This window comes from Chloroflexota bacterium, assembly GCA_026710945.1.
In the GTDB taxonomy this organism is placed as follows: Bacteria; Chloroflexota; UBA11872; order VXOZ01; family VXOZ01; genus VXOZ01.
In genome coordinates this window covers 49142-71142 of sequence record JAPOQA010000041.1, presented here as the reverse complement: position 1 = coordinate 71142, position 22001 = coordinate 49142, and the positions used below count along the sequence as shown (strand labels likewise).

Genomic DNA, 22001 nt, shown 5'->3' with positions numbered 1-22001 from the left:
TAGGAAGCATGACCGATGGCAGTATTCGACACGCACAAGGCGTTTGCAGCCCTGACGGATGCGGGCTTCACGGAGCGCCAAGCACAAGCCTTGATAGACGTGGGCGGCGAGGGCTACGGCGCCTTGGCAACTAAAGCCGATATCGTGGACATGGCAACCAAGGCCGACCTGCAAGCATTGGAGCGGGCAACCAAAGCGGACTTGCAAGCCTTGGAACGGTCAACCAAAGCCGACCTGCAAGCACTGGAGTTGCGGCTAACAGCAACACTTGAACGACGCATGAACAACCTAATACTTCAGCTTGCATTGCTACAGGTAGCGGTGGGTGGGCTGATCGTGGCGGCCTTGAAGTTACTACCCTAGGCGCCATCGCCTACAACTCAAATTCTCATTGGCGCGCCCTATCGGAAACGAAGCGAAAGACGAATCAAAGTGACTCATCTACAGTCGGTTTCCCACATACGGCACAGAACTCACAGGTCTTCCAGCGCAAAGTGCGACTCGATTGCGCTGCATTGTTGCAGGCAGTCGTAAAGGGAACGGAGAGAGCATTCGCATGCCACTAGCTACGATTGAAGAGGCCATTGAGGAATTCCGCCAAGGCAACTTCGTCATTGTCATCGATGACAAGGACCGCGAGAATGAAGGCGATCTTTGCATTGCGGCCGAGAAGATCACGGCCGAGAAGGTCAATTTCATGGCGAAGTACGGGCGTGGCCTCATTTGCGCGCCGCTCACCGCCCAACGCTTGGACGAACTGCGCATCCCGCTGATGGTATCGAACAACGACACTATGTACGGCACGGCGTTCACCGTTTCCGTGGAGTCGCGGCACGGTGTGGCCAGTGGAATTTCCGCTTCAGATCGAGCTACCACCATCAAAGCGTTGGTCAATCCCAACACCAAACCGAGCGACCTTATCATGCCGGGTCACACGTTTCCCCTGCGCGCCTGTGATGGCGGGGTGCTGGTGCGCGCCGGCCATACCGAAGCCAGCATAGACCTCACCAAGCTTGCCGGCCTCTACCCGGGGGCAGTGGTCTGCGAAATCATGGACGAAGACGGCACGATGATGCGCTTGCCGCAACTCAAGGAATTCGCCGCCAGGCATGGCATCACCATCATCAGCATTGCCGACCTCATCGAATACCGCTACCGCACGGAGACTATTGCGCGCCGCGTCGCGCGCACCCGCATCCCGACGGACTATGGCGAATTTACGGCACTGGCGTACGAGAGCACTGCCGACTGGCAAGAAGGCATCGCGCTTGTCACCGGCACGATTACGCCGGATGAACCGGTGCTGGTGCGTGTGCACTCGCAATGTGCCACCGGCGATGCGCTCGGGTCGTTACGCTGTGATTGCGGCATGCAACTGCGCTTGGCTATGCAGATGGTGCAGGAGGAAGGCACGGGCATCATCCTCTATCTAAATCAAGAAGGCCGCGGCATCGGTCTCATGAACAAGATGCGCGCGTATGAATTGCAGGACGAGGGATTGGATACCGTAGAAGCCAATCATCGCCTTGGGCTGGGCGCGGACCAGCGCAACTACGGCTTCGGCTGCCAGGTGCTCAAGGACCTGGGAGCGCACAAGGTGCGCTTGCTCACCAACAGCCCCATCAAGGAGGCGGCGCTTAGCATCTACGGCCTGGAAATGGTCGAGCGCGTACCCCTCAGCGTGCAACCGAACAGCGAAAACCTGCGCTATCTGCAGACGAAACGTGATAGACTGGGTCACGATCTGTCGTTAATCACCCAGGACACGGAGTAAGAGAACGGTGGCACGTACGATTGAAGGCACGCTCGAAGCCGGCGACCACCGCTTTGCCATCGTAGCGGCGCGTTTCAACGAACTCTTCGTAGACCGCCTGGTCCAGGGCGCTGTGGACGGTCTCAAGCGTCATGGCGTAAAGGATGGCGCGATCGACGTCGTACGCGTGCCCGGTTCTTTGGAAATCCCAGTTACCGCCCAGCGCCTCGCTGCCAATCAGAGCTACGGCGCTATCATCTGCTTGGGAGTTGTGATTCGCGGCGCTACCGTGCACTTCGAGCACGTGGCCGACGGCACGGCGAGCGGCATTGCCCACGTCGCGCTGGCCGCCGATATCCCCGTCATCAACGGCCTGATTGCGGCCGAAACCCTCGAACAAGCCATGGAACGATCCGGCGCCAAGCTCGGCAACAAAGGCTTCGACGCCGCCATGGCCGCCCTGGAAATGGCGAACCTGCTGCAGCAACTGTAGGCGCGCCGCCACTTTCGATTCTCGTCGCATACTCCAGTGGGCTGCATCCGCCCGAGAGCTTCCACTGCAGGCATGCTCGATTTGCAAGCCATTCTCGCAGCCGATGTGTAGCGGCATTCTTGTGAGTGAGCCACGCCTTGCCCCTACTTGCGGTACAGTGAAATCAAGGAGTGTGCCGCAGGCATGGCAGGAATTCAATGAACCCAGGGGCGATGAAGCTCTTTACCATTGCAAGCATCACGGTACGAGTCCACTACACGTGGTTCTTGGCGTTTTTGCTCATCGCCTGGTCGGTGCCGCGTACTATGTTTCCGTTCGGTTATTTTGGCTGGACGGAATTGACGTATTGGATTGTGGGGAGCTTGGCCGCGCTGCTCATCTTTGGTTCGGTGCTCTTCCACGAGTTTGCCCATTCCTTCATGGCGCTGGCGCGCGGCATGAAGGTAGAGAGCATTACGCTCTTCATATTTGGCGGCGCCGCCGTGCTCAAGTCCGAGCCGCGACGGCCCAGTGACGAATTCTTCATCGCCGTGGTGGGACCCGCGAGCAGCCTACTTCTTGCCCTCATCTTCCTGGTTCTAAGCATTACCTTGCCGCTGGACGTGCCCGCACGAGTCCTCTTGACACAACTGGCCTTCATAAACGGCGGACTTGCCCTTTTCAATCTGCTCCCCGGCTTTCCGTTGGACGGCGGCAGAGTTTTCCGCGCTATCGTCTGGGGGGTTACCGGTAGCATGCGCAGAGGGACTACCATTGCCACCATCGTCGGGCAGGTCTTCGCAATCGGCCTGATTGCCTTCGGCCTAATCTTCTTCATTCGGGGCGTCTACTTAACCGGAGTCTGGTTGATTTTCATCGGCTGGTTCCTGAATGGCGCAGCAGCGGCAAATCGCCGCCAATTTTCACGGGACGAGGCGCTCCGCAACATACCCGTATCCAGCCTGATGCGCGCCAATCCACCTATCGTACGCCCCGATGAGACCATGGACCGCGTCGTGCTCACCATGCTCCTACGCGATGGTGTCCGCTCAGTGCCGGTTGTGCAGGACGGTCACGTGATCGGAGTCATCACCATTGGCGATGCGCGCAACGTGCCGCAGAGCGCCTGGCCGGAGACTACCGTGGGCCAAGCCATAGCCTCATCTTCGCTGATTTCCGTGGGCCCGGACGAGTCCATCCTTCATGCCTTCGATCTGTTCGACGAGCACTCCGCACGCCAAATGCTTGTCATGCGCGGTGACGAGCTGCTGGGCGTGCTCAATCACGAAGATCTCGTTCGCTTCCTGGAACTCTCCCGCGAGCTTGGCGTCGAGGCCACACTCGGGCGACGCGAGACCTAGGATTGGCCGGGCGGGTAGGTGCAGAGACTGATCAAGACGCCGGTTGAGGCATCGCAGCATTCCGCTCAGCCCGTCCGAGCAAGAGGCAACTAGACTAAACGGCGCGTTCAACGCCAATCCGCGCGACTACATATCAATAGGCTAAGTGCAGTCACTGTGTACTAAGTCTATGGGAGCCGGGCCAGCCATTCCATTCTCGAAGACTCAGTAGCTTCCAAAAGCAGAAACAAGCCTAAATGCGCTTTGCCCTTTTCTGTGCATACATGAATGGGATTCAACCATAGTAGCCTCTTGGAATACTACGCGGACCCTGGTCTCTCAAAGAGCTTCGTCAGGGCTAATTCCCCTGCGCGCATGTGATCCGATAGCATCTTCAGGAGTTCTTCATCATGATATCGTCTTTGCTCGCCTTCTTTGCCGAATAGTTCAGCTGGTTTGCGGGCCGCAATGTCTTCCATGAACTGATTTACGTTAGCGGCAATTGCTTCACCGCTGCTATTCTTTGCAATTATTCTGGACTCAAGCTGTCGGCGCTCATTGGATTTCTTTGGAGTTCGCGAACGAAAACTTTCTAGTGCATCCTCATGAACTAAACAGAGAAATTGCTGCATAGGCAGCTCTGTTCGGGCTATGGCAGCAACGGTATGATCCGCATCAGTCGAAATGTCATCTGCAAGCGACCAAAACCTGGCATGTATTTCTGTGGTGAATCCTTCCGGTTCACTCTTAATGGCTTCTACAATCTCTCCCATGCTCGCATTCGGATCTCGCAATGCTGAAGTTCTAGCCTTCCGTTCTATGTTGGTTGATACTACAAACCGTATTTTGTTGACTATCGCTATGGCAAAAATCCCAAGAAGAATCCAAACGATAATCCAAAGTATATCAGTCATCAATTCTGCCTCCTAACTTGAAACCATGTAAATGTGAGAAAGCCAACGCCCTTATGTATTATCTTCAACTAATGCTCTTTCGCTAGAGTGAATGTTATTAGATTGTCCGGTTTATCTCAAGCAAGAGCCCACCTACGTCAAAGGTGCAAATGCCATACAATGAAAAGCGCGGATATGCAGCGTACGATTCAGGATTACTTGCACGCAAGAGAGGAAAAGCATAGCCTAAACTGAGAGTGTGCGACGCGTAGCTGGCAGTCATCGCCTGCCTTCGAGTTTGACGGAAGGTCTACGTAACTGGAATCTCGAGATTCGACCCGGCAAGAAATTGAACCCACATCTGGGATGAGAACCGGCTCGGCGCGCGGTTTCACATCTGCCGATGGGCACGAGGCCGGCGGCAAAACGTCGCCGGGACTGCCATTCATATCACGCACGTTCGAGGCGTTATCGATTCCTGCCTACCGTGACATGTGGCTGGGCATGCTCGTCTCGTTCGCCGGCCTGCAAGTTGCCATCATTTCTCGCGGGTACCTGGCATACGACCTCAGCGGCTCTGCCGGTATCCTCGGTCTGGTCAGTTTTGCCATGGGGCTGCCGATGCTGTTCTTTTCACCCATTGCCGGTGTGCTGGCCGACCGCGTTGACAAGCGCCGACTCTTGATTGGCTCGCAAGTTTTCATGTTTGCGGTTTCCGGTCTGCTGGCGCTCCTTATCCACACGGGTTGGATTGCCATCTGGCATCTGATCGTGTTTGGTTTTCTGCAAGGTATCGCGTTTTCACTCGGCATGCCCACGCGTTCCTCGCTGATCCCCGCGCTAGTGGGACGCGAGCGGCTTGGCAACGCCATCGCGCTCAATAATTCCGGTCGCAACATGATGACGATACTCGGGCCTGCAGTAGCGGGAATCGTCATTGTCACGCCCGGGTTGGGCACGGCCGGGGCGTTCGATATTACGGCGGTATGCTATGGGGTGTCTACCCTCTTTATTATGCGGTTGCCCAAGACGCTGGAGAGCGACAAAAAGGCCCCTGCCGGCAGGTTTTCAGCGCAGATGTTTGACGGCTTTAGGTACGTCTTCACCGACCGCACGCTGCTGTTGCTCATGAGCCTCGCCTTCATCCCGTTACTGCTGGGGCGACCCTACCAGATGCTCCTCCCCGTATTTCAAGAGGACGTGCTCGGCGTGGACGCGCGCTGGCTCGGCTTCTTGAATTCAGCGACCGGCGTGGGCGGCGTGCTGGGCTCATTGCTCGTGGCGTATCTTGCGGCAGGCCAGCACGCGAAATTGTTGCAAGTGGTGTTCGGCGGGCTGTTTGGCATTTCGCTGGTGCTCTTTGCCTACAGCAACTGGCTGCCTTTGAGCCTCTTGATGGTGGGAATCGTCGGGCTTACGGCAAATGCCTACATGTCTCTCAACAATACGTTGGTGATGCTGCACACCGACCAGGCCTACTACGGACGCGTGATGAGCATTTACATGATGACGTTCTCACTGATGCCCATGGCTGCTCTGCCGATGGGCATGCTGGTAGACCGCTGGAGCGCGCCGCAAGTCGTAAGCGTTGCGGGCGCGGTCATTCTGATCTTCATCCTGGCAATCTCGTTGGCCGTTCCCGGCATGCGCCAAAGTGACAGCAGCGAAACGCAGGCCGCTCCGACAACGCGCAGACCGGCTGCACTCTGAGTGAAGAGATTGACGTGCATTGCTTCCCTGGAGACACTGAAACTTGCATGCTATGGTCGGCGCACGTTATTGTCCATCAGGTGTGGTGAATTCATCCAAACGTACAGCGAGGTGCTGCGAGCGTGAGACAGGTCGATAGATTGTTGTTTAGAAGACCGATAGCTGTTGGAATAGTCTCTTTGGTGTTGGCGGGAATCGCCGCTATATCCCTCTTGTGGCGCATGCTGGGAAAGGAAAGCGACGCCGCCGGCATCGCGGCATCCGCTGAGGAACCGCCGTATTCCAACGAGAAGGAGTCAACCCATCCCGCGTCCTGGGGCTATACCGGCGAGACAGGCCCAGCGCGCTGGGGGGATCTCTCTCCTGAATTCGCAGCATGCAAAGACGGAGTGTCGCAGTCACCCATAGACCTGAGTGGTGACACGGAGACGAAGCCGCACGATCTTGCGTTCCGTTACCTGGCAACGCCGCTAGACGTTGTCAACAACGGACATACGATTCAGGTGAGCTACGTGCCAGGCAGCACGCTGGCTGCTGATGGCAAGCAGTATGCCTTGTTGCAGTTTCACTTTCACCGCGCGAGCGAGCACACGGTTGACGGAATGCCCGCCGACATGGAACTGCACCTAGTGCATCAAGGCGCCGATGGGAGTCTCGCAGTAGTTGGCATATTTCTTACGGAAGGGCAGCGCAACGAGGCTCTGCAGAAGGTCTGGGACAACATGCCGACTCAGAAGGGCGAGAAGCGGTTGATGGAAGGGAACACGGTAGATGCCACGGACTTGCTGCCAGCGGACCTCGCCTACTATAGCTACGATGGTTCGCTGACGACGCCCCCATGCACTGAAGACGTGAGCTGGTTCGTCTTGAGAAAGCCGGTGGAAGCCTCGGCAGAGCAGCTTGCGCAGTTTGCCGCGCTCTACGCCAATAATGCCAGACCAACGCAGCCGCTGAACGGCCGCTCGCTCTTCTTCAGCGAGGATTCAGGTTAGCCGGGCAAGCGCAGCGACAGTGGAGTGTGACGCAACGCCTAGGCTGTCGCTGACGTATCTTCGTCCAAGAGCGTGGCTTCATGCTCACCGGACGGCGCCGCGCGCTTACTCTCAGATGCCACCAACATCGGTTGCGCGCGCTTGGCAATGACATCAGCAGTCACGATGACCTCGCTCACGTCATTGCGGGACGGCAGATCGTACATCACCTCCAGCAGCGCCTCTTCCATGATGGTCTGCAGCGCACGCGCGCCGGTCTTGAGATTTTGCGCCATCTGCGCCGCTTCCTCCAGGGCATCGTCCTGGAATGTAAGCTCGATGTCGTCAATTGCGAACAAATGCTGATACTGACGAACGGGAGCATCGCGCGGCTCGGTGAGGACTTGGATCAACTCATCATGCGTGAGCGCATCCAAGGCCACCGTCACTGGGAGACGGCCTACGAATTCGGGGATTAGGCCATACTTCAGGAGATCGTCCGGCGAGATTTGTCGGAGGAGATTCCTCTGCTCTTCTGCGCGCTCAGCAGCGTTCATGGCGCCGAAGCCGATACGCTGGTTACTGCCGACACGTTTCGCGATGACCTCGTCCAGACCTTCGAAAGCGCCGCCGCAGACAAAGAGGATGTCGGTGGTATCTATCTGGATAAACTCTTGGTGCGGGTGCTTGCGGCCGCCCTGCGGGGGCACATTCGCCACCGTACCCTCGATGATCTTGAGCAGTGCTTGCTGCACACCCTCGCCGGAAACATCCCGCGTAATGGAAGGATTGTCGGCCTTGCGGGCAATCTTATCAATCTCGTCGATGAAGACAATGCCACGCTCCGCCGCGGCAGTATCGTAATCCGCTGCCTGGATCAAGCGTAGCAGGATGTTCTCCACATCCTCGCCAACGTACCCGGCTTCGGTCAGCGACGTAGCGTCGGCAATGCAAAATGGCACCCCGAGGATGCGCGCCAGAGTGCGCGCCAGCAACGTCTTGCCGCAGCCGGTCGGCCCAATGAGGAGCACATTGCTCTTGCCCAACTCAACGTCATTGTTCGATTCGCCGCTCGCCACGCGCTTGTAGTGATTGTAGACTGCTACCGCCAGCACCTTCTTTGCGTGCTCTTGGCCCACTACATATTGATTGAGGAACTCATGAATCTCTTTGGGACTGAGTAATCGTGCAGGACTGGCGCTGCCTTTTCGCTGGCTTGAAGAGGCCTGCTCCTCATGAATCAGTTCACGACAGAGATCGACACACTCATCGCAAATGTAAACGCCGTTTTGGCCTGAAATCAGCCGGCGTACTTCCTCTTGCGCTTTATTGCAAAACGAGCAGCGATATTGGCCCCGAGAGTCACGACTACTTGGCAACGCTAATCTCCTTCGTGTTGCGGCGCTGGATTGGTCATTCTAATTGCTGGCTACTCCGTCAGTCTGAGGAGTCTTGATAGCGGACGGCAAGACGTCATCGATCAGTCCATAGTCCTTGGCCTCTACGGGGTCCATCCAGAAGTCTCGCTCGCTATCACGCTCGATCTTCGCGAGTTCCTGCCCCGTGTGTTGCGCAATAATCGAATTCACCTGGTTACGGGTGCGCAAAATTTCACGCGCTTCGATTTCCAGATCGGTGGCCTGCAAAGGACGAGACGCTTGCGTCCACGGCTGGTGGATGAGCATGCGGGAATTGGGGAGCGAAAACCGCTTGCCCGTCGCGCCACCGGCGAGCAACAGGGCGGCGATGCTGGCCGACAGGCCCATGCAATACGTCGCTACGTCATTCTTGATGTACTGCATGGCGTCGTAGATCGCCAGTCCTGAATGCACGCTGCCGCCGGGAGAATTTATGTAAAGGCCAATGTCGGCGTCACCATCTTCACTTGAAAGCAAGAGCATTTGGGCGATGATGATGTTCGCCACGTTGTCGTCAACCGGAGTTCCTAAGAATATGATCCTATCCCGCAGCAGCCGGGAAAAAATGTCCATGCCGCGTTCGCCGCGGTTCGTCGTCTCAATGACGTACGGAATGAGCATACATTACTCCTTTTGTCAATTTGTTCTATCGTATCGTAACTGCTAGTTTCGCGTTATTGTCGGAGAAACAGCACCAAGAATTGTCACCGGCGCTATTAATTTTAACGCAGTTTAGTCGCTGCTCACAGACGCATCGAGCTACATCCTACCCACTCTCTTGCGGCCAATCCTTACACTAACCCCAATCCCAAGCGAACTGTCATTTCGAGCGCAGCGAGAAATCTAAGACTGTTGTCCTAGATACTCTCCCCACCAGTCGCGCCACACAAACCGGCCGATCCAATCCTGCGTTCTCCCACTACCCTTCGTTGGCGCTCCGTACCGGTGCGGCGATTTGCTCTATTATAGACGGCCTCCGCACCTCGGTCACTTTGCTGCGACGGGCAGTGCGCAATTTGCAGGCGGCTCACTTGATTGCACACGCAGTTAGCCCGCCCTGTGAGACCGGCCTTGAGCTCAGGCAGAAACTTCCGTTGCCGCCGTCTCAGGGCGCGGCACGGTGGCGTACAAGTCCTCAAGATAGTGCGTTGCCGCCACGGCAGCCGTGGTCGCATCGCCCACTGCGGTGGTAATTTGCTTCGTCAATTGCGTGCGCACGTCACCGGCGATGAAGAGCCCCGGCACGTCGGTCTCCATATGCAAGCCGGCAATGAGATAGCCATTCTCGTCCCGCTCCACCGCATCCTTGATGAAGTCGGTGTTGGGATCGAACCCGATGAAAATGAAGACCCCGCCGGTCTCGTGCACCCATTCTTCGCCTGTCTTCACGTTGCGCAAGCGCATGCCGGTGACCGCGCCGTCATCGCCGACGATCTCATCCGCCACCGTATCCCAGATAATCCCGGTATTTGGCGCAGCCATGAAGCGCTCTTGAATGATCTGCTGGGCGCGCAGTTTGTCCCGCCGGTGCACGAGATAGAGTTTGCTAGCGAATCGGGTGAGGAAGAGGCCCTCCTCCACCGCCGAGTCGCCCCCGCCAACCACCGTAATCACGCGATCGCGAAAGAACGCCCCGTCGCAGACCGCGCAGTACGAGACGCCGCGGCCCGCATATTCGAATTCGCCTGGGATATTCAACGGGGTCGGCGAACCGCCGGATGAGATGATCACGGCGCCGGCGCGGTACTCGTCACCGTCCGTCGTACGCACGACCTTCTGCCAGTCGTCCGAGTAGACCTCCGCGACCTCAGCAGTGAGGATCTGCGCGCCGAACGCCTGGGTGTGCGACACCATCTTCTCGATAAGATCGGCCGCGTCTATAGACTCAAATCCTGGGTAGTCCTCTATCAATGAAGTGTTGATGAGCTGCCCGCCGGGCGCCATTTTCTCCAGGATTACCGTATCCAGCCGTGCCCGCGCCGTGTACAGCCCGGCGCACAGCCCCGCGGGTCCCGCGCCGATTACGACGACATCGTGGTAGGAAGTTGCCATCTGCCTAGCCATTCCTTTCCGGCGTTCAGTCAGCCTTGGAGGCAATCGCGTCGATCAGGCTGCACCCAAGGACGAAGACGTCTATTGACATTCTCAATGACTTGGTTCTCGTGTCATATAAGGGTCTCCGCTGTGCGGTGTCCCTCTTCTTCCAGATTACCAAACCCTTGGAGCTCCCGCTATCCTTAGAGCATCGGTAGGAAGGTCCGGCTCATGTTCAGCCGGCCCTGAAGGCGATCATGGTATCCTACCCCTAGCCAGTTGGCGTGCGAATGGGGAGATTTTCAAGCGCTCGTGCATAGCCCATTGCATTGCAGAGAGCGGCGCTCAGGTGCCCCGTCGTTCCGGTAGCGCAGGTTTGAAACCTGCGTCCACCGGCTCGAGAGGGCAGACTATCTGGCTGTTTTGTTCTGTAAGGCGGTGTGGCCGGGTCGAGCTTCCCGCAAACGAGATTTAGCGAGGAACAAGCCACCGCGCCACTTCCCGAGTGTGTCGCATCGATGCGGGGCCATCGAATAAACTGAGAACAAAGATGGAGGAACAGCGACATGGCTGATAAACTGCGCGCGGGCGCGGCGACGGCAAACATTACGCCCTGGCTGGGCATCGCCATGCGCGGCGCGTTCCGCGACGTGACCCACGCCGATACCGTGCACGACGAACTCCTGGCGAAAGCGCTGGTGCTGGATGACGGCGCGCGGCAACTCGCCTTCGTGCTCTGCGACCTCACCATGATTTCGCGTGACATGATGGAGGCCGTCAAAGAGCGCATCGCCGCGCGCACTGGCATCGCGCCGGACAATGTGCTCATCGCCTCGACCCATACCCATTCCGCCCCTGCCACCGTGAGTATCGGATTCATGGACGAGCAGACTGAGTACACAGCCTGGGCGACACGGAAGATCGCCGACTCCGTAGAGCTTGCCGTGCAGCGCCTGCAACCGGCCCGCATCGGCTTTGCCAACGTGCAAGAGCCCCGCCTTGTCTTCAACCGCCGCTTTCACATGCGCAACGGACAGGTGCAATTCAACCCCGGCGTCGGCAATCCGGACGTCTTGCGACCCGCCGGCACTACGGATCCCGCATTCACGCTCTGCTACGTCGAGAGCAGCGAAGGTGAACCGCTGGCCGTGTTGGGAAACTACGCACTGCACTACGTAGGCACGGATAGCGGCACAGAGATTTCCGCCGACTACTATGGACACTTCTTCCGCGCGATCCAACACTTGCTTGGGCCGCAGACGGTGGGTCTGCTCTTCAACGGCGCCTCCGGCAACATCAATAATACGAACGTCTTCACGCCCTGGCCGCACCGAGGGCACGCGCAGGCCGCGCGGATGGCAAAGGTGCTGGCAGGCCACGTGTTGACTGAGATTCAGTTGATGCAGATGCACGACCACGTGGCGCTGGGCGCAGCGGTTAGCGCGTTCGACTTTCCCCGCAAACAGACCACTGACCAGGACGTAGCAATTGCTGAAAAGGTGCTGAGCGGCAACTTTGCGTATGCAGAGGGGCCGTTCTCAGCGGTCCCCGGCCAGCCGATCTACCCGCGCTGGGCGGCAGCCTACGCCCGCGAAGTCAAAGTGTTGCACACGATGCCGCAAGTCTTGACCTCGACGTTACAGGCATTTCGTGTCGGCCCCGCCGGCTTTGCCGCCTTGCCGGGCGAGATATTCGTCGAAGTCGGTCTCGCGATCAAAGAAAGCACTCCATTCGCGCCGCAGTTCGTCTTAGGTCTGGCAAACGATTATCTGGGGTACGTAGCCACCGACGAGCAGCTTGCGCTGGGCGCCTACGAGACGTGGCCCTCCCGCTCGGCCATCGGCGGGCCGGGCACCGGCCAAGCCATGGAGGCTAGGGCACTGGAATTGCTCAATGGGTTGGCAGACGGATGAGCGAGCTGGTGGCGCACAACAGACCGGCGAGAGAGATTGAAAAGAAGTGCTCCCATGGAAGCAAACTTATTGTTTGACTAGAAGTGAGGCCTATGGACCGTCACTCCCGCTTTCGCGGGAGTCCATTCGGTCTAGACAAGATGGATTCCCGCGTGCGCGGGAATGACGGAATAACGTTCAACTCTATTGCTAATGCCTTGGTTGGCACACGGTCTCAATTGCTAGCCCGCGTAAAGAAGGAGACTACCAATCATGTTCGACGGACTGCAAATGGGTCTGCATAACATCGCGCTGCTCTCGGATGCCGAGACGCGCTCGATTTCGGCGGAAAACCCTAACGGCGAGCGGGGCGGCGGCGCCAAGGCGGTACCCGATGAAAACAGCGCGGCTTCTTTGCTGGGGCCCGGTTGGAAAGTGCGTCCCAAGATCGAGCTGCCGCCGCAATCCACCACGACCCTCGCCGAAATCGAAGGGCCGGGCACCATCCAGCACATCTGGCTCACCGTTCGCCCCCAGGCGTATCGCAGCACGGTTCTGCGCTGCTATTGGGACGGCGAAGAGACTCCCTCGGTCGAGGTGCCGCTGGGCGACTTCTTCTGCAACGGCCACGCCCTGCGTTACGATGTGAACTCCCTGCCCATTGCCGTGAACCCCACGGGCGGGTTCAACTCTTATTGGCCCATGCCCTTCCGCCGCAGCGCGCGCATCACGATAGAGAACGACTACTGGGAAGCAATCCCGGGATTCTTCTATCAGATCACGTACGCACTGGCCCCGGTGCCGGAAAACGCCGCCTACTTCCATGCCCAGTGGCGGCGGTCCATGACCACCCGCGAATACCCCGAGCATGTGCTCCTCGACGGTGTGTCGGGACAGGGGCAGTACGTCGGCACGTTCATCGCGTGGTCGCAGTTTTCCAACGGCTGGTGGGGCGAGGGCGAGGTGAAATTCTATATGGACGGCGACTCCAACCATCCGACCATCTGCGGCACGGGTACGGAGGACTACTTTGGCGGGGCGTGGAATTTCGGCGACCGGACATTCTCAACGCCCTTCCTCGGCTATCCGCTCTACCGCCAGGATCCGGTTGAGGTACCGCTTCACGGCATGTACCGCTGGCACATCATGGACCCCATTCGCTTCAAGCAGGACTTAAAAGTAACCGTGCAAGCCCTCGGCTGGTGGCTGAACCGCAAGTTCGAGCCGCTCACCGATGACATTGCGTCGGTGGCCTACTGGTACCAAACAGCGCCCCACGCGCCGTTTCCCGCCATGCCGCCGCTCTCCGCCCGCTGGCCGCGCGGTTAGAGACGCGCTCGGGATAGATCCCACCCTCCCTCCGCCTCCAATTGGAGGTAGCGGAAGCTTGACTAGTGGTTCGACATTTTTGCATTGATGGGTAGGAGCGCCAATAGCACAGGATTGTAACCTGTGCCCAGCTCCTCGGTCTGGTGAACTCATTCCACGCTACGGCAAGATTGCGCAGGTTGCAAACGTGTCCTGAGCTTGTCGTAGGGACTACGCTACCCATCAATACAATCGTGTTGGACTACTAGCTCTCGTCGCCGCCTGGCTTACCCCAAGTCCCGCGAAGGATCAAGGAAAACTCCGCGAGTAGTGAACAGAGCCGCCCCACCTGCACCGTAGTGCGAGAGAGGCTCTCAGCGGCCATTAGCGATGATACTCTCTTTCGGCTAAAAGTGGTTGACAGACTCCCTTTTTGAATATACCATTACCACAGCATCTTTATTTGGCAACAGCTTTGGGAAAGGAGATCGCGTACACCGAGCAGGCATCCGGCGCGTTACCGTGGTGTCTCGATCGCGCAAATACCCCGTACAGAGATGACTCTTTCAAGAAGAGGAGAAAGCTGTATCGTGGAAACAAGAGATCGTTCCGTGCGACTACAACCGTCACGCCGACAGATCCTCGCGGGCGGCGGTGCGGCACTAACTGCCGCCTTGCTCGCCGCGTGCGGACAGGCCGGCACGGCCATGCCGTCCGAGGATGCGCCGGCCGAGCAGGAAGCCGAAAAGCCTGCCGCACAGCCTCAGGCTGAAGCCGCCGAGATCAAAGTCTGGGTCTGGTGGCCGGACCCTGTAGCGTCCGTGGAACAGATGGGCGCGAATTACTCGGAAGCCAATCCCAACGTCAGCGTGACTGCGGAAGCGGTTTCCGGTTACTGGGATAATTTGCAGGCGGCCTTCGTTGGCGGCACGGGCCCGGACATCTACCTGATGAACAGCGTGAACTACTTCGCGTGGTCCAACAAGGAGATTCCTGCCGACATTACCGCGCAATTCAAGGCCGACCCCATCGCCCAGGATTTTGCCGCCAACGCCTGGAAGACCGGCATCGACTTCTACACCTACAAAGGCGAGAAGATGTTCGGCGTGCCGGGCATGATGACGAGCATCATCACGCTCTTCAATGAAGACGCCATAAATGAGGGCGGCTTCGCGGTGCCGTCTGAGCTCGGCACGGACTGGAATTGGGACTTGCTCCAGGAGTACGCCATTAAGCTCACGGAGAGCGAGGGAGACAACGTCACGCGCTACGGCATGTTCGCGGCCGATGCCCTCGAACAAGGCTGGCTGAACTACGTGCGCGCCAACGGCGGCGACTTCTTGAGCGACGATTTGCGCTGCGTCATCGACAGCCCGGAATCGGCGGAGGCGTGGCACTTCTGCGTAGACTTGGCGCTCAAGCATCGCGTTTCGCCGTCCCGCGACCAGATTGCTGACCTGAGCCAAGGCATGGCGGGCCGCGGCGGTCGTTTTGCCCTCTTTGGCAGCGGCCAAGTCGTCCTTTGGACGGCGGCTTCCAACAACGTCAAGTTCCTGAACGAGGCCTGGCCCGGCTCCGGCTTCACCTGGGACTACGGCTACGTGGCCGCTTCGCCCAATACGGGCAATCCGGGTGGCACGACGAACATCGTCGGCTGGTGTATGAACACCAACTCCAAGTCGCCCGACCAGGCGTGGGGCGTCTTCGCCAATATGATGACGAAGGACTCCCAGGACATTCTGGCGCGGGCGGACGTGCTGCGCCCGGCTCGGGATGACTCCGCGCAACTCTACTACGATCCGGAGGTCACCGACGGGCCCGCGAACCGCATCGCCGCGTTCGAGATGTTCGAGTGGACCACGAATCTGCCGACCCACGACGTCGTCTCCTGGGGCGAGATGCTTGGCCCCATGGGCGTGTGGGCGCCAGAGATCTTCGCCGGCACCGTCGGCGTGGAGGAAGGCCTCAAGAACATGGCGGACGAGACGAACGCACTGTTCGACGCGGCCACGTCCTAGCTCGCGAGCACGACCCGCAAGCTTTCGTTTCATTGCGGAACACCGTGCTGGGGGGCGAGTTACCGGGGCTACGGGGCATTTGTCTCGTAGCCTCGGCGCAACAAGCGGCGTGCAAGCTGCGGCTGGTAAAGTTCTCAACGTGAAGCAATACGAGCTCCCACTGATGCTGTGCACCGCAGTATTCTCTGCCCTCGCTCAGTCGCGTTACCGGGCTGTGCAAAGGCATGGCGCCATCGTGTGCTACTGTAGAAGCGCATCGTGCTGCGAGGCGAGCAACCTCACTGGCAGACTAGACCGGGAAAGGACAATCACATAAATGGCAACTCTGGACTATCGCCCGGAAGAGAAGGTCTACGCTTTCGAGACCGCCGAGATACAAGGCACATTGCGTCCCGGCAATGAGTTTCCGCATCACGGTCTCACCCACCTTGTGCACAAGTCCACCGGCATCGAGTTCGTGCATCCGCTCTACGCCATCCTCAACCTGTACCGCTTCATGCACCGCGACCCGTCAGCCGCCACCGGCATGGATAGCGACCTCGGCAATCCGCGCCAAGGCGAGCGCCATATCGAGGCGGACGAAAGCAGTGTGACCTTGCGGTGGGCACTGCAAGACCCAACGCATCCGGAAATGGCTATCCGCTATGAGATCGCAGAACCGGCGACGATTGACATGACCGTCACCGTCACGCCCAACGCGGCGGCAAACGATTTCGAAGCCTTGCTGGCGTGCTACTTTGATCCCGTTCACGTGCCCCATGTCTACTTGGCCCGCGACAGGTTCGAATTGGAAGACGAGCCTGGCCGTTTTGGCGATGAGCCGGAACTTGCCTCCGTGGTCGTCAATCCGATCTTTCGCGGCGGGGTGCTGGTCTATCCCCGCGATGAAGACGCCGTCGGCATCAGCGTGGACGGCCGCTGGCGGGACATTGCCCGCTTCTCGCCGGTGCGGCGCTACAAGCTGCCGGTGTGCTTCCAGGCCGACCGCGAGCAGCAGGTGGCGGCCGTGCTCATGTCGCGCCCTGAAGATTGCTTTGCGGTCTCCAGCGGCTACGACAGCCCCGACGCCCGGGACCGCTTCCACAAGCACAACCCGCTCTACCTTTCGCTCTTTGGCGGCACACTGGAGCCGGGCGTCGCGCGCACGGCGCGGGCGCGGCTGGTGGTCACGGAACTTGACGCCGACCTCTCGCAGCCGCTGGCGCACTACACGGCCTTCCTGGCAGAAACGGACGGCGCATAAGCATGCGTGAAACACGGGAGAGCGCCACCAAACTCCGCATTGCCGTATTGGGCGTCGGCGCGGACCCCGGCTCGCGGGCGCGGCATTTCTTAGCGACGATTGCGCGGCTCACGGACCATTACGAATTGGCCGCCATCTGCGACCGTAGCCCTGAAGTTCTGGCGGAGGTGGGCGACCGTTACGGCGTGCCGGGACAGTATGCCGACGTGCGCGGGCTCTTTGCGCACGAGCAGCCGGACGTGGTGCTCAGCCTGACGCCGAAAGACTCCCACATCGTCATGGCGCTCACCGCTGCCCGCCACGGCTGCCACATCATCACCGAGATTCCGGTGGCGCTGACGCGCCGCCACGCCGCCGCTATCGCCGCAACCTGCCGGGAAAACGGCGTGCTCTGGGAAGTGGCGGAACAGGTGTGGCTCTGGCCCAGAGAGCAACTGAAGCGCCGGATCATCGACGCCGGACTGCTGGGTGAGGTCACCCACGCCCGGCTCTGGTACCAGACGGGGCAGTACCACGGCTTCAGCGGCATTCGCGCTTTGATCGACGCGCCGGCCGCCCGCGTGCTCGGCTATTGCGGCGAAGTGCCGACCGAACCGTACACGGCCTACGGCGGCGAGCCGGAGCGCTCCCTCAAATGGGATTCGGGCGTTATCGAGTTCGCCAACGGCGTCGCGTGTCTCTTTGAAAAACCGCCGCGCGTCTTTCCGTCGTCACACCGCACGTTCCCCATCGGCTGGGAAATCGAGGGTACCAAGGGCTACCTGAGCCGCGAAGAATTCGTGCAATACACGGAGGGTCCGTCGCTATCTCTTCCCATTCAGGAGCATCTTACGGAACAATCCGGCGCGAAAGTGCTCGAGTCCCTCTCCGTAGCCACCGATCCACCGGTGGTTTGGCGCAATCCCTACGCGCGCTACGGCATCGGCACGCAAGATGACGCGTCAAAAGCAGACATCCTCACCAGCTTCCACCGCGCCATCACAGAAGGCACACAGCCTCAGTACGGCGTCCAAGGCGGAGTGCGCGACTACGAACTCTGCCTGGCGGTGCGGGAGAGTGCGGACCGCGGCAACACGTGGGTCGATCTGCCCTTAACCGCCCCAACATCGGTTGAAATGCAAGTAGAAGCGGAGTTCCTGCGGCGCTACGGCCACGATCCCATAACAGAAACGGATTCCTTGCTCGACGCTACGTTCACGCGGTCTGCCACGCTCTGGCCGGTAACCCATTGGCTATAGAGAACGCAGAGTGTCATTGGCAAGCAAGGCAGTGCGGAGAAGCATCTAGGGGTAGCGTGGCGCCGGAACACTCATGTTGCACGCTCAGGTGCGGAGAGGCTCTTTCCGGTAGCGCAGGTTTGTAACTTGCGTTTGCCTGTGACAGATGCCGAATTGTCTAAGGGTGCACATGTAAAGAGGCTAAGAGGAAATTTGGAAAGAGTCAGTGTCCGTTCGTCCTGAGCCTGTCGAAGGATGAACGGATACTGACTCCTTTGAGTGATTTTTCTTGCTTCCGATCCTGGTGAGCCTGCCTGTCCTGATCCTCGCCGAAGGATCGAACCATGAACGGCGATTGGCTGAGGACTCGTCACACATTTGGCTACGCGTAGAGAATGAGCGGGGACTCATGGCGCTGGACGGTACCGTTGCCTTAGTAACCGGCGCTTCCAAGGGCATCGGTCAGGCAATCGCAATTGCGCTCGCGTCCGCCGGAGCAGACGTTGGGGTCAACTACCACACAGACCGGGCAGGTGCAGATGCCACCTGTGCGGCAGTCGCGGCAGTTGGGCGGAAAGCGATCCCGCTCCACGCCGACGTGAGCGACCGGACCGCAGTTGCGCACATGTTCCATGAGTTAGAGGCGCAGTTCGGTAAACTCGACATTCTGGTCAACAACGCCGCCATCGGCATCAATCACGAGGGGTCCTTCGCCGACTATCCCCTCGATTCGTGGCAACGAGTCTTTGCGGTGAATCTGGATGGCGTCGTACACTGCACACAGGCAGCGTTGCGGATGATGCTTGCGCAGCAGCCGCAAAGCAAAATGCAGCAGCCGCGAAGCGAGATCCAGCAGTCGGAAGACCGGATGCAGGCAGCAGGAGGCCGCATCATCAATATAAGCTCATCCCATAGCCTCGTGTTTCAGCGCCGCACGACCGCCTATACCGTGGCGAAAGGCGCGCTCAACACGCTGACGCAAGCCCTGGCGGTCGAATTCGGCCCGCAGGGGATTACGGTCAATTGCATTGCCGCAGGCGCGGTCTCAACGCCTGGCTGGCCGGCGTCGCAGCAAGGTAGGGACGCGTGGATTCGCCGCGCCCCCCGTGCCCGGATGGGCACGGCTGAGGATATCGCCCATGCCGTCGTTTATCTTGCTTCACCCGAGGCAGACTACATAACCGGACAGATACTCTGCGTGGACGGTGGTTACGTCCACAGCGTAACGCCCATGCCATGATGCTTACTAAAGGACATGACGATGCCACCTTCGCCGGAGCCCTTTGACTACCTGCCGCACCTCCCTGCCAAGCGCGACTACGGCATCGGCGTGGTGGGCGCGGGCAGCATCGCGCGGGCGGGACACCTGCCGGCCTACCGCAGCGCGGGCTTCCACGTCGTGGGCGTCTATGATGAAGACTCGGCCAAGGCGGCATCGCTGGCCGCGGACTTTGAGATCGCGGCGTTTGCCTCGCTGGAAGCGCTCTTGGAATCGCCTGAGGTAGCGGTGGTGGACATCGCGACGCCCACGATCACGCATCCGCCGCTCGTGGATGCAGCCATCGCCGCCGGTAAGCACGTGCTCTGCCAGAAGCCGCTGACCTATGACATTGCCAAAGCGGAATCGATGGTCCGGGATGCTGCCAACGCTGGCGTACGCTTGGCGGTGAACCAGAATGGCCGCTGGGACCAGGCGTTCCGGTCGGTCTACGCTCTGCAGCAGCGCGGTGACCTGGGCGATCTGACCTACGTGCAGATTGATCGGGTCGGCCCGTTGCGCTGGGAATTGTGGCCGTGGCTGTGGGGCCGTCCGCGCGTACTCATCGTCGAGGACGCCATTCACTTCCTCGACATCGTGCGCTTCATCTTGGGCGAGCCGGAGTGGCTCTTTGCCGACGGCTTTCACGCCGGTGATGAGCGCATCAAGGGCGAGACCTCGGCCATCATCACACTCGCCTGGCCCGGCGGGGCGCACGGTCTGCTGCTCAACCACGCCGGTATCTGGGACGACGACACACACGCTACTTACCGTTTTGAGGGCACAGAGGGTGTGGCCAAGGGTGATCTGGGCGTCTTCTATAATTTTCCCTACGGCCGCGAGGATACGCTCACGTATCGGAGCCAATCGTACGGGGAGGATTGGATTTCACCGGAGCTCCAGGGCAAGTGGATACCGGATGCCCTGGTGGGACCGATGGCTGAGCTCTTTGCGGCTATCCAGGAAGACCGCGAGCCCATGAACAGCGGTGCTGACAATCTGCGTACGCTCTGCCTCGTGGAGGCGGCGTATGAGTCAATTGCGGAGAGACGGGCGGTGCGACCACGCACGCCGCCGGCAATGTAGTTACAACCGCTTCGACCCCCGTTGCTAATGTGCCAGAATTGCACCAGCGCGAAAGGTGCTTTCAGTGCTGCTAAAGGGAAGATGGATTCCCGCTTTCGCGGGAATGACGAATAGAGCGGAGCATTTCCGTGTAGCGCGGGGGCTTGTCACCCGCTCCAAGTGGTTCCAAGGTTTGGATTGATGGGTAGCGTAGGTTTGTAACCTGCGCCGTATTATTACGCCGCTGGTGAAACCCACCCATCATTACAATACTGTTGGACTACCAGATTGGTTGAGCTCAGAATTCAATGAATTTGGAGAATAGAAATGCGTTTGCGTTTTGCCGCCATTGGCATTCACATACACGGACCCGGGTCAATTCAGGAAATCCTTGCCGCTGGAGATACGGAGCTTGTCGGTATCGCCGAAAGCGACCCGGAGCGCCGCGCTGAAGTCTCCCAGCAATACGATGTGCCTATCTACGCCGACCATGAGGAGATGCTGGACACGCTGCGGCCTGACCTCGCCACGATATGCAATGCTCACTTCGAGAAAGCGCCAGCGATCCTGGCCTGCCTCGAGCGCAACGTCCACGTGCTCGTCGACAAGCCCATGGTCATTGAACTGGATGACCTCGCCCGCGTGGAGCAGGCGCTGCAGAAAAGCACGTCCGAGCTGCAGATGATGGTGACCGAGCGTTTTGCCCCACCGTTTGTACGGCTCAAGGAGTTGGTGGATGCCGGTTACCTCGGCGAGATCGCCGGCTGCGTCGCCACGCGGCCCCATGAGTTTGCTCTGGCAGAGCGCGAGCCGTGGATGCTGGAGGAGAGCAAGGAAGGCGGGCCGATCGTCGACCTTATGATTCACGACATCGACCTCGCGCGCTGGTATACGGGTGCGGCAGTGGAGTCTGTGACGGCCCACCACATGCAGCGCCGCTGGAAAGAGTATCCGGGATTCAACGACGTGGCGCACGCCATGTTTGCCCTGGATTCCGGTATCGTCGCTACTATCGAGGCCGACTGGCTCACGCCACGCAACACGCCCTGGGACTGCCGCTTCTTCCTCACGGGCAACGAGGGCGCCGCCGAAGTGCGCAGCCTCCACTTCAGCGACCTGCTCTATTGGCGGCACGACAAACCCCGCGTGCACGTGCAGTTCGGCCGCAATCGTCCCGATTCCAGCGGTCAAGACCTCGTGCGGCGCATTCGCGGTCAAGCGCCCATCATAGCAACTGCCCAGGACGCCATCGACTCCACCCGCGCGGTGCTCATGGCAAGAGAAGCCGCCCGGCGAAGTGAGACTCTCTCACTCTAGGGGTGTCTCGTTCCACTGCTCTATTCAAGCCTCGACCATTAGTCAAGGCTCTAGCTGAGCTTGCCTGACTTCCCAAGACAAGCGGAATCAGC

The 22001-nt window shown here is 59.3% G+C and carries 18 protein-coding genes; 14 read left to right on the top strand and 4 right to left on the bottom strand.

Going from position 1 to position 22001, the window contains the following annotated elements; all coding sequences use genetic code 11:
- Nucleotides 1–15 precede the first annotated feature (15 nt).
- The 4 genes from OXE05_08625 (at nt 16) to OXE05_08610 (ending at nt 3586) form a co-directional block, all read left to right on the top strand.
- Nucleotides 16–363, top strand: a complete 348-nt coding sequence (locus tag OXE05_08625) for a hypothetical protein (protein MCY4437379.1) — start codon at nt 16–18, stop codon at nt 361–363.
- Between the two features lie 193 nt (nt 364–556).
- The gene (locus OXE05_08620; protein MCY4437378.1) at nt 557–1774 is read left to right on the top strand and encodes a bifunctional 3,4-dihydroxy-2-butanone-4-phosphate synthase/GTP cyclohydrolase II; all 1218 of its coding nucleotides are present in this window, start codon (nt 557–559) and stop codon (nt 1772–1774) included.
- A gap of 7 nt (nt 1775–1781) precedes the next feature.
- Nucleotides 1782–2246, top strand: a complete 465-nt coding sequence (ribH, locus tag OXE05_08615) for a 6,7-dimethyl-8-ribityllumazine synthase (GenBank protein ID MCY4437377.1) — start codon at nt 1782–1784, stop codon at nt 2244–2246.
- Nucleotides 2247–2458: 212 nt separating this feature from the next.
- Entirely contained in the window at nt 2459–3586 is a 1128-nt protein-coding gene (locus OXE05_08610) for a site-2 protease family protein (protein MCY4437376.1), read from the top strand.
- 299 nt (nt 3587–3885) lie between these two features.
- On the opposite strand, the gene OXE05_08605 is transcribed toward OXE05_08610, so the two are convergent.
- Complete coding sequence (locus tag OXE05_08605; protein MCY4437375.1) at nt 3886–4479, bottom strand: hypothetical protein; 594 nt, start codon at nt 4477–4479, stop codon at nt 3886–3888.
- 345 nt (nt 4480–4824) lie between these two features.
- Between OXE05_08605 and OXE05_08600 the strand changes: the two genes are divergently transcribed.
- Together OXE05_08600 and OXE05_08595 are read left to right on the top strand one after the other, a co-directional pair.
- Nucleotides 4825–6168 (top strand): MFS transporter, encoded by a 1344-nt coding sequence (locus tag OXE05_08600; protein ID MCY4437374.1) that lies wholly within the window; start codon nt 4825–4827, stop codon nt 6166–6168.
- Between the two features lie 122 nt (nt 6169–6290).
- Complete coding sequence (locus OXE05_08595) at nt 6291–7160, top strand: carbonic anhydrase family protein (GenBank protein MCY4437373.1); 870 nt, start codon at nt 6291–6293, stop codon at nt 7158–7160.
- Between the two features lie 38 nt (nt 7161–7198).
- Here the strand turns inward: OXE05_08595 and clpX are convergent, their stop codons facing one another.
- The 3 genes from clpX to trxB all read right to left on the bottom strand — a co-directional run bounded on the left by clpX (nt 7199) and on the right by trxB (nt 10609).
- A complete protein-coding gene (gene clpX, locus OXE05_08590; protein ID MCY4437372.1) occupies nt 7199–8518 on the bottom strand; it encodes an ATP-dependent Clp protease ATP-binding subunit ClpX in 1320 nt (439 codons plus the stop codon).
- A 39-nt stretch (nt 8519–8557) separates the two neighbouring features.
- Nucleotides 8558–9178 carry an ATP-dependent Clp protease proteolytic subunit gene (locus OXE05_08585; GenBank protein ID MCY4437371.1) on the bottom strand — a complete coding sequence of 207 codons (621 nt, stop codon included), beginning with the start codon at nt 9176–9178 and terminating at the stop codon, nt 8558–8560.
- Nucleotides 9179–9634: 456 nt separating this feature from the next.
- Nucleotides 9635–10609: a thioredoxin-disulfide reductase gene (trxB, locus tag OXE05_08580; GenBank protein ID MCY4437370.1), complete on the bottom strand. Its 975-nt coding sequence runs from the start codon at nt 10607–10609 to the stop codon at nt 9635–9637.
- 548 nt (nt 10610–11157) lie between these two features.
- Between trxB and OXE05_08575 the strand changes: the two genes are divergently transcribed.
- The 8 genes from OXE05_08575 (at nt 11158) to OXE05_08540 (ending at nt 21909) form a co-directional block, all read left to right on the top strand.
- The gene (locus OXE05_08575) at nt 11158–12504 is read left to right on the top strand and encodes a neutral/alkaline non-lysosomal ceramidase N-terminal domain-containing protein (protein ID MCY4437369.1); all 1347 of its coding nucleotides are present in this window, start codon (nt 11158–11160) and stop codon (nt 12502–12504) included.
- Nucleotides 12505–12756: 252 nt separating this feature from the next.
- On the top strand, nt 12757–13812 hold the full coding sequence (locus tag OXE05_08570; protein ID MCY4437368.1) for a DUF2961 domain-containing protein: 1056 nt from the start codon (nt 12757–12759) through the stop codon (nt 13810–13812).
- 569 nt (nt 13813–14381) lie between these two features.
- Nucleotides 14382–15809: an extracellular solute-binding protein gene (locus OXE05_08565; GenBank protein MCY4437367.1), complete on the top strand. Its 1428-nt coding sequence runs from the start codon at nt 14382–14384 to the stop codon at nt 15807–15809.
- A gap of 316 nt (nt 15810–16125) precedes the next feature.
- Nucleotides 16126–17052, top strand: coding sequence for a hypothetical protein (locus tag OXE05_08560; protein MCY4437366.1), 927 nt, complete (start codon nt 16126–16128; stop codon nt 17050–17052).
- A gap of 2 nt (nt 17053–17054) precedes the next feature.
- The gene (locus OXE05_08555; protein MCY4437365.1) at nt 17055–18290 is read left to right on the top strand and encodes a Gfo/Idh/MocA family oxidoreductase; all 1236 of its coding nucleotides are present in this window, start codon (nt 17055–17057) and stop codon (nt 18288–18290) included.
- A 268-nt stretch (nt 18291–18558) separates the two neighbouring features.
- Complete coding sequence (locus OXE05_08550; GenBank protein ID MCY4437364.1) at nt 18559–19509, top strand: SDR family oxidoreductase; 951 nt, start codon at nt 18559–18561, stop codon at nt 19507–19509.
- A 21-nt stretch (nt 19510–19530) separates the two neighbouring features.
- Nucleotides 19531–20613: a Gfo/Idh/MocA family oxidoreductase gene (locus OXE05_08545; GenBank protein ID MCY4437363.1), complete on the top strand. Its 1083-nt coding sequence runs from the start codon at nt 19531–19533 to the stop codon at nt 20611–20613.
- Between the two features lie 306 nt (nt 20614–20919).
- Nucleotides 20920–21909 (top strand): Gfo/Idh/MocA family oxidoreductase, encoded by a 990-nt coding sequence (locus OXE05_08540; protein ID MCY4437362.1) that lies wholly within the window; start codon nt 20920–20922, stop codon nt 21907–21909.
- Nucleotides 21910–22001: the final 92 nt, after the last annotated feature.

Coding starts and splice junctions, on each gene's coding strand:
- trxB (MCY4437370.1), bottom strand. CDS start 10,609: ATGGCAACTTCCTACCACGATGTCGTCGTAATCGGCGCGGGACCCGCG.
- OXE05_08540 (MCY4437362.1), top strand. CDS start 20,920: ATGCGTTTGCGTTTTGCCGCCATTGGCATTCACATACACGGACCCGGG.
- OXE05_08625 (MCY4437379.1), top strand. CDS start 16: ATGGCAGTATTCGACACGCACAAGGCGTTTGCAGCCCTGACGGATGCG.
- OXE05_08575 (MCY4437369.1), top strand. CDS start 11,158: ATGGCTGATAAACTGCGCGCGGGCGCGGCGACGGCAAACATTACGCCC.
- OXE05_08620 (MCY4437378.1), top strand. CDS start 557: ATGCCACTAGCTACGATTGAAGAGGCCATTGAGGAATTCCGCCAAGGC.
- OXE05_08545 (MCY4437363.1), top strand. CDS start 19,531: ATGCCACCTTCGCCGGAGCCCTTTGACTACCTGCCGCACCTCCCTGCC.
- OXE05_08610 (MCY4437376.1), top strand. CDS start 2,459: ATGAAGCTCTTTACCATTGCAAGCATCACGGTACGAGTCCACTACACG.
- OXE05_08600 (MCY4437374.1), top strand. CDS start 4,825: ATGAGAACCGGCTCGGCGCGCGGTTTCACATCTGCCGATGGGCACGAG.
- OXE05_08570 (MCY4437368.1), top strand. CDS start 12,757: ATGTTCGACGGACTGCAAATGGGTCTGCATAACATCGCGCTGCTCTCG.
- OXE05_08555 (MCY4437365.1), top strand. CDS start 17,055: ATGCGTGAAACACGGGAGAGCGCCACCAAACTCCGCATTGCCGTATTG.
- OXE05_08605 (MCY4437375.1), bottom strand. CDS start 4,479: ATGACTGATATACTTTGGATTATCGTTTGGATTCTTCTTGGGATTTTT.
- OXE05_08560 (MCY4437366.1), top strand. CDS start 16,126: ATGGCAACTCTGGACTATCGCCCGGAAGAGAAGGTCTACGCTTTCGAG.
- OXE05_08585 (MCY4437371.1), bottom strand. CDS start 9,178: ATGCTCATTCCGTACGTCATTGAGACGACGAACCGCGGCGAACGCGGC.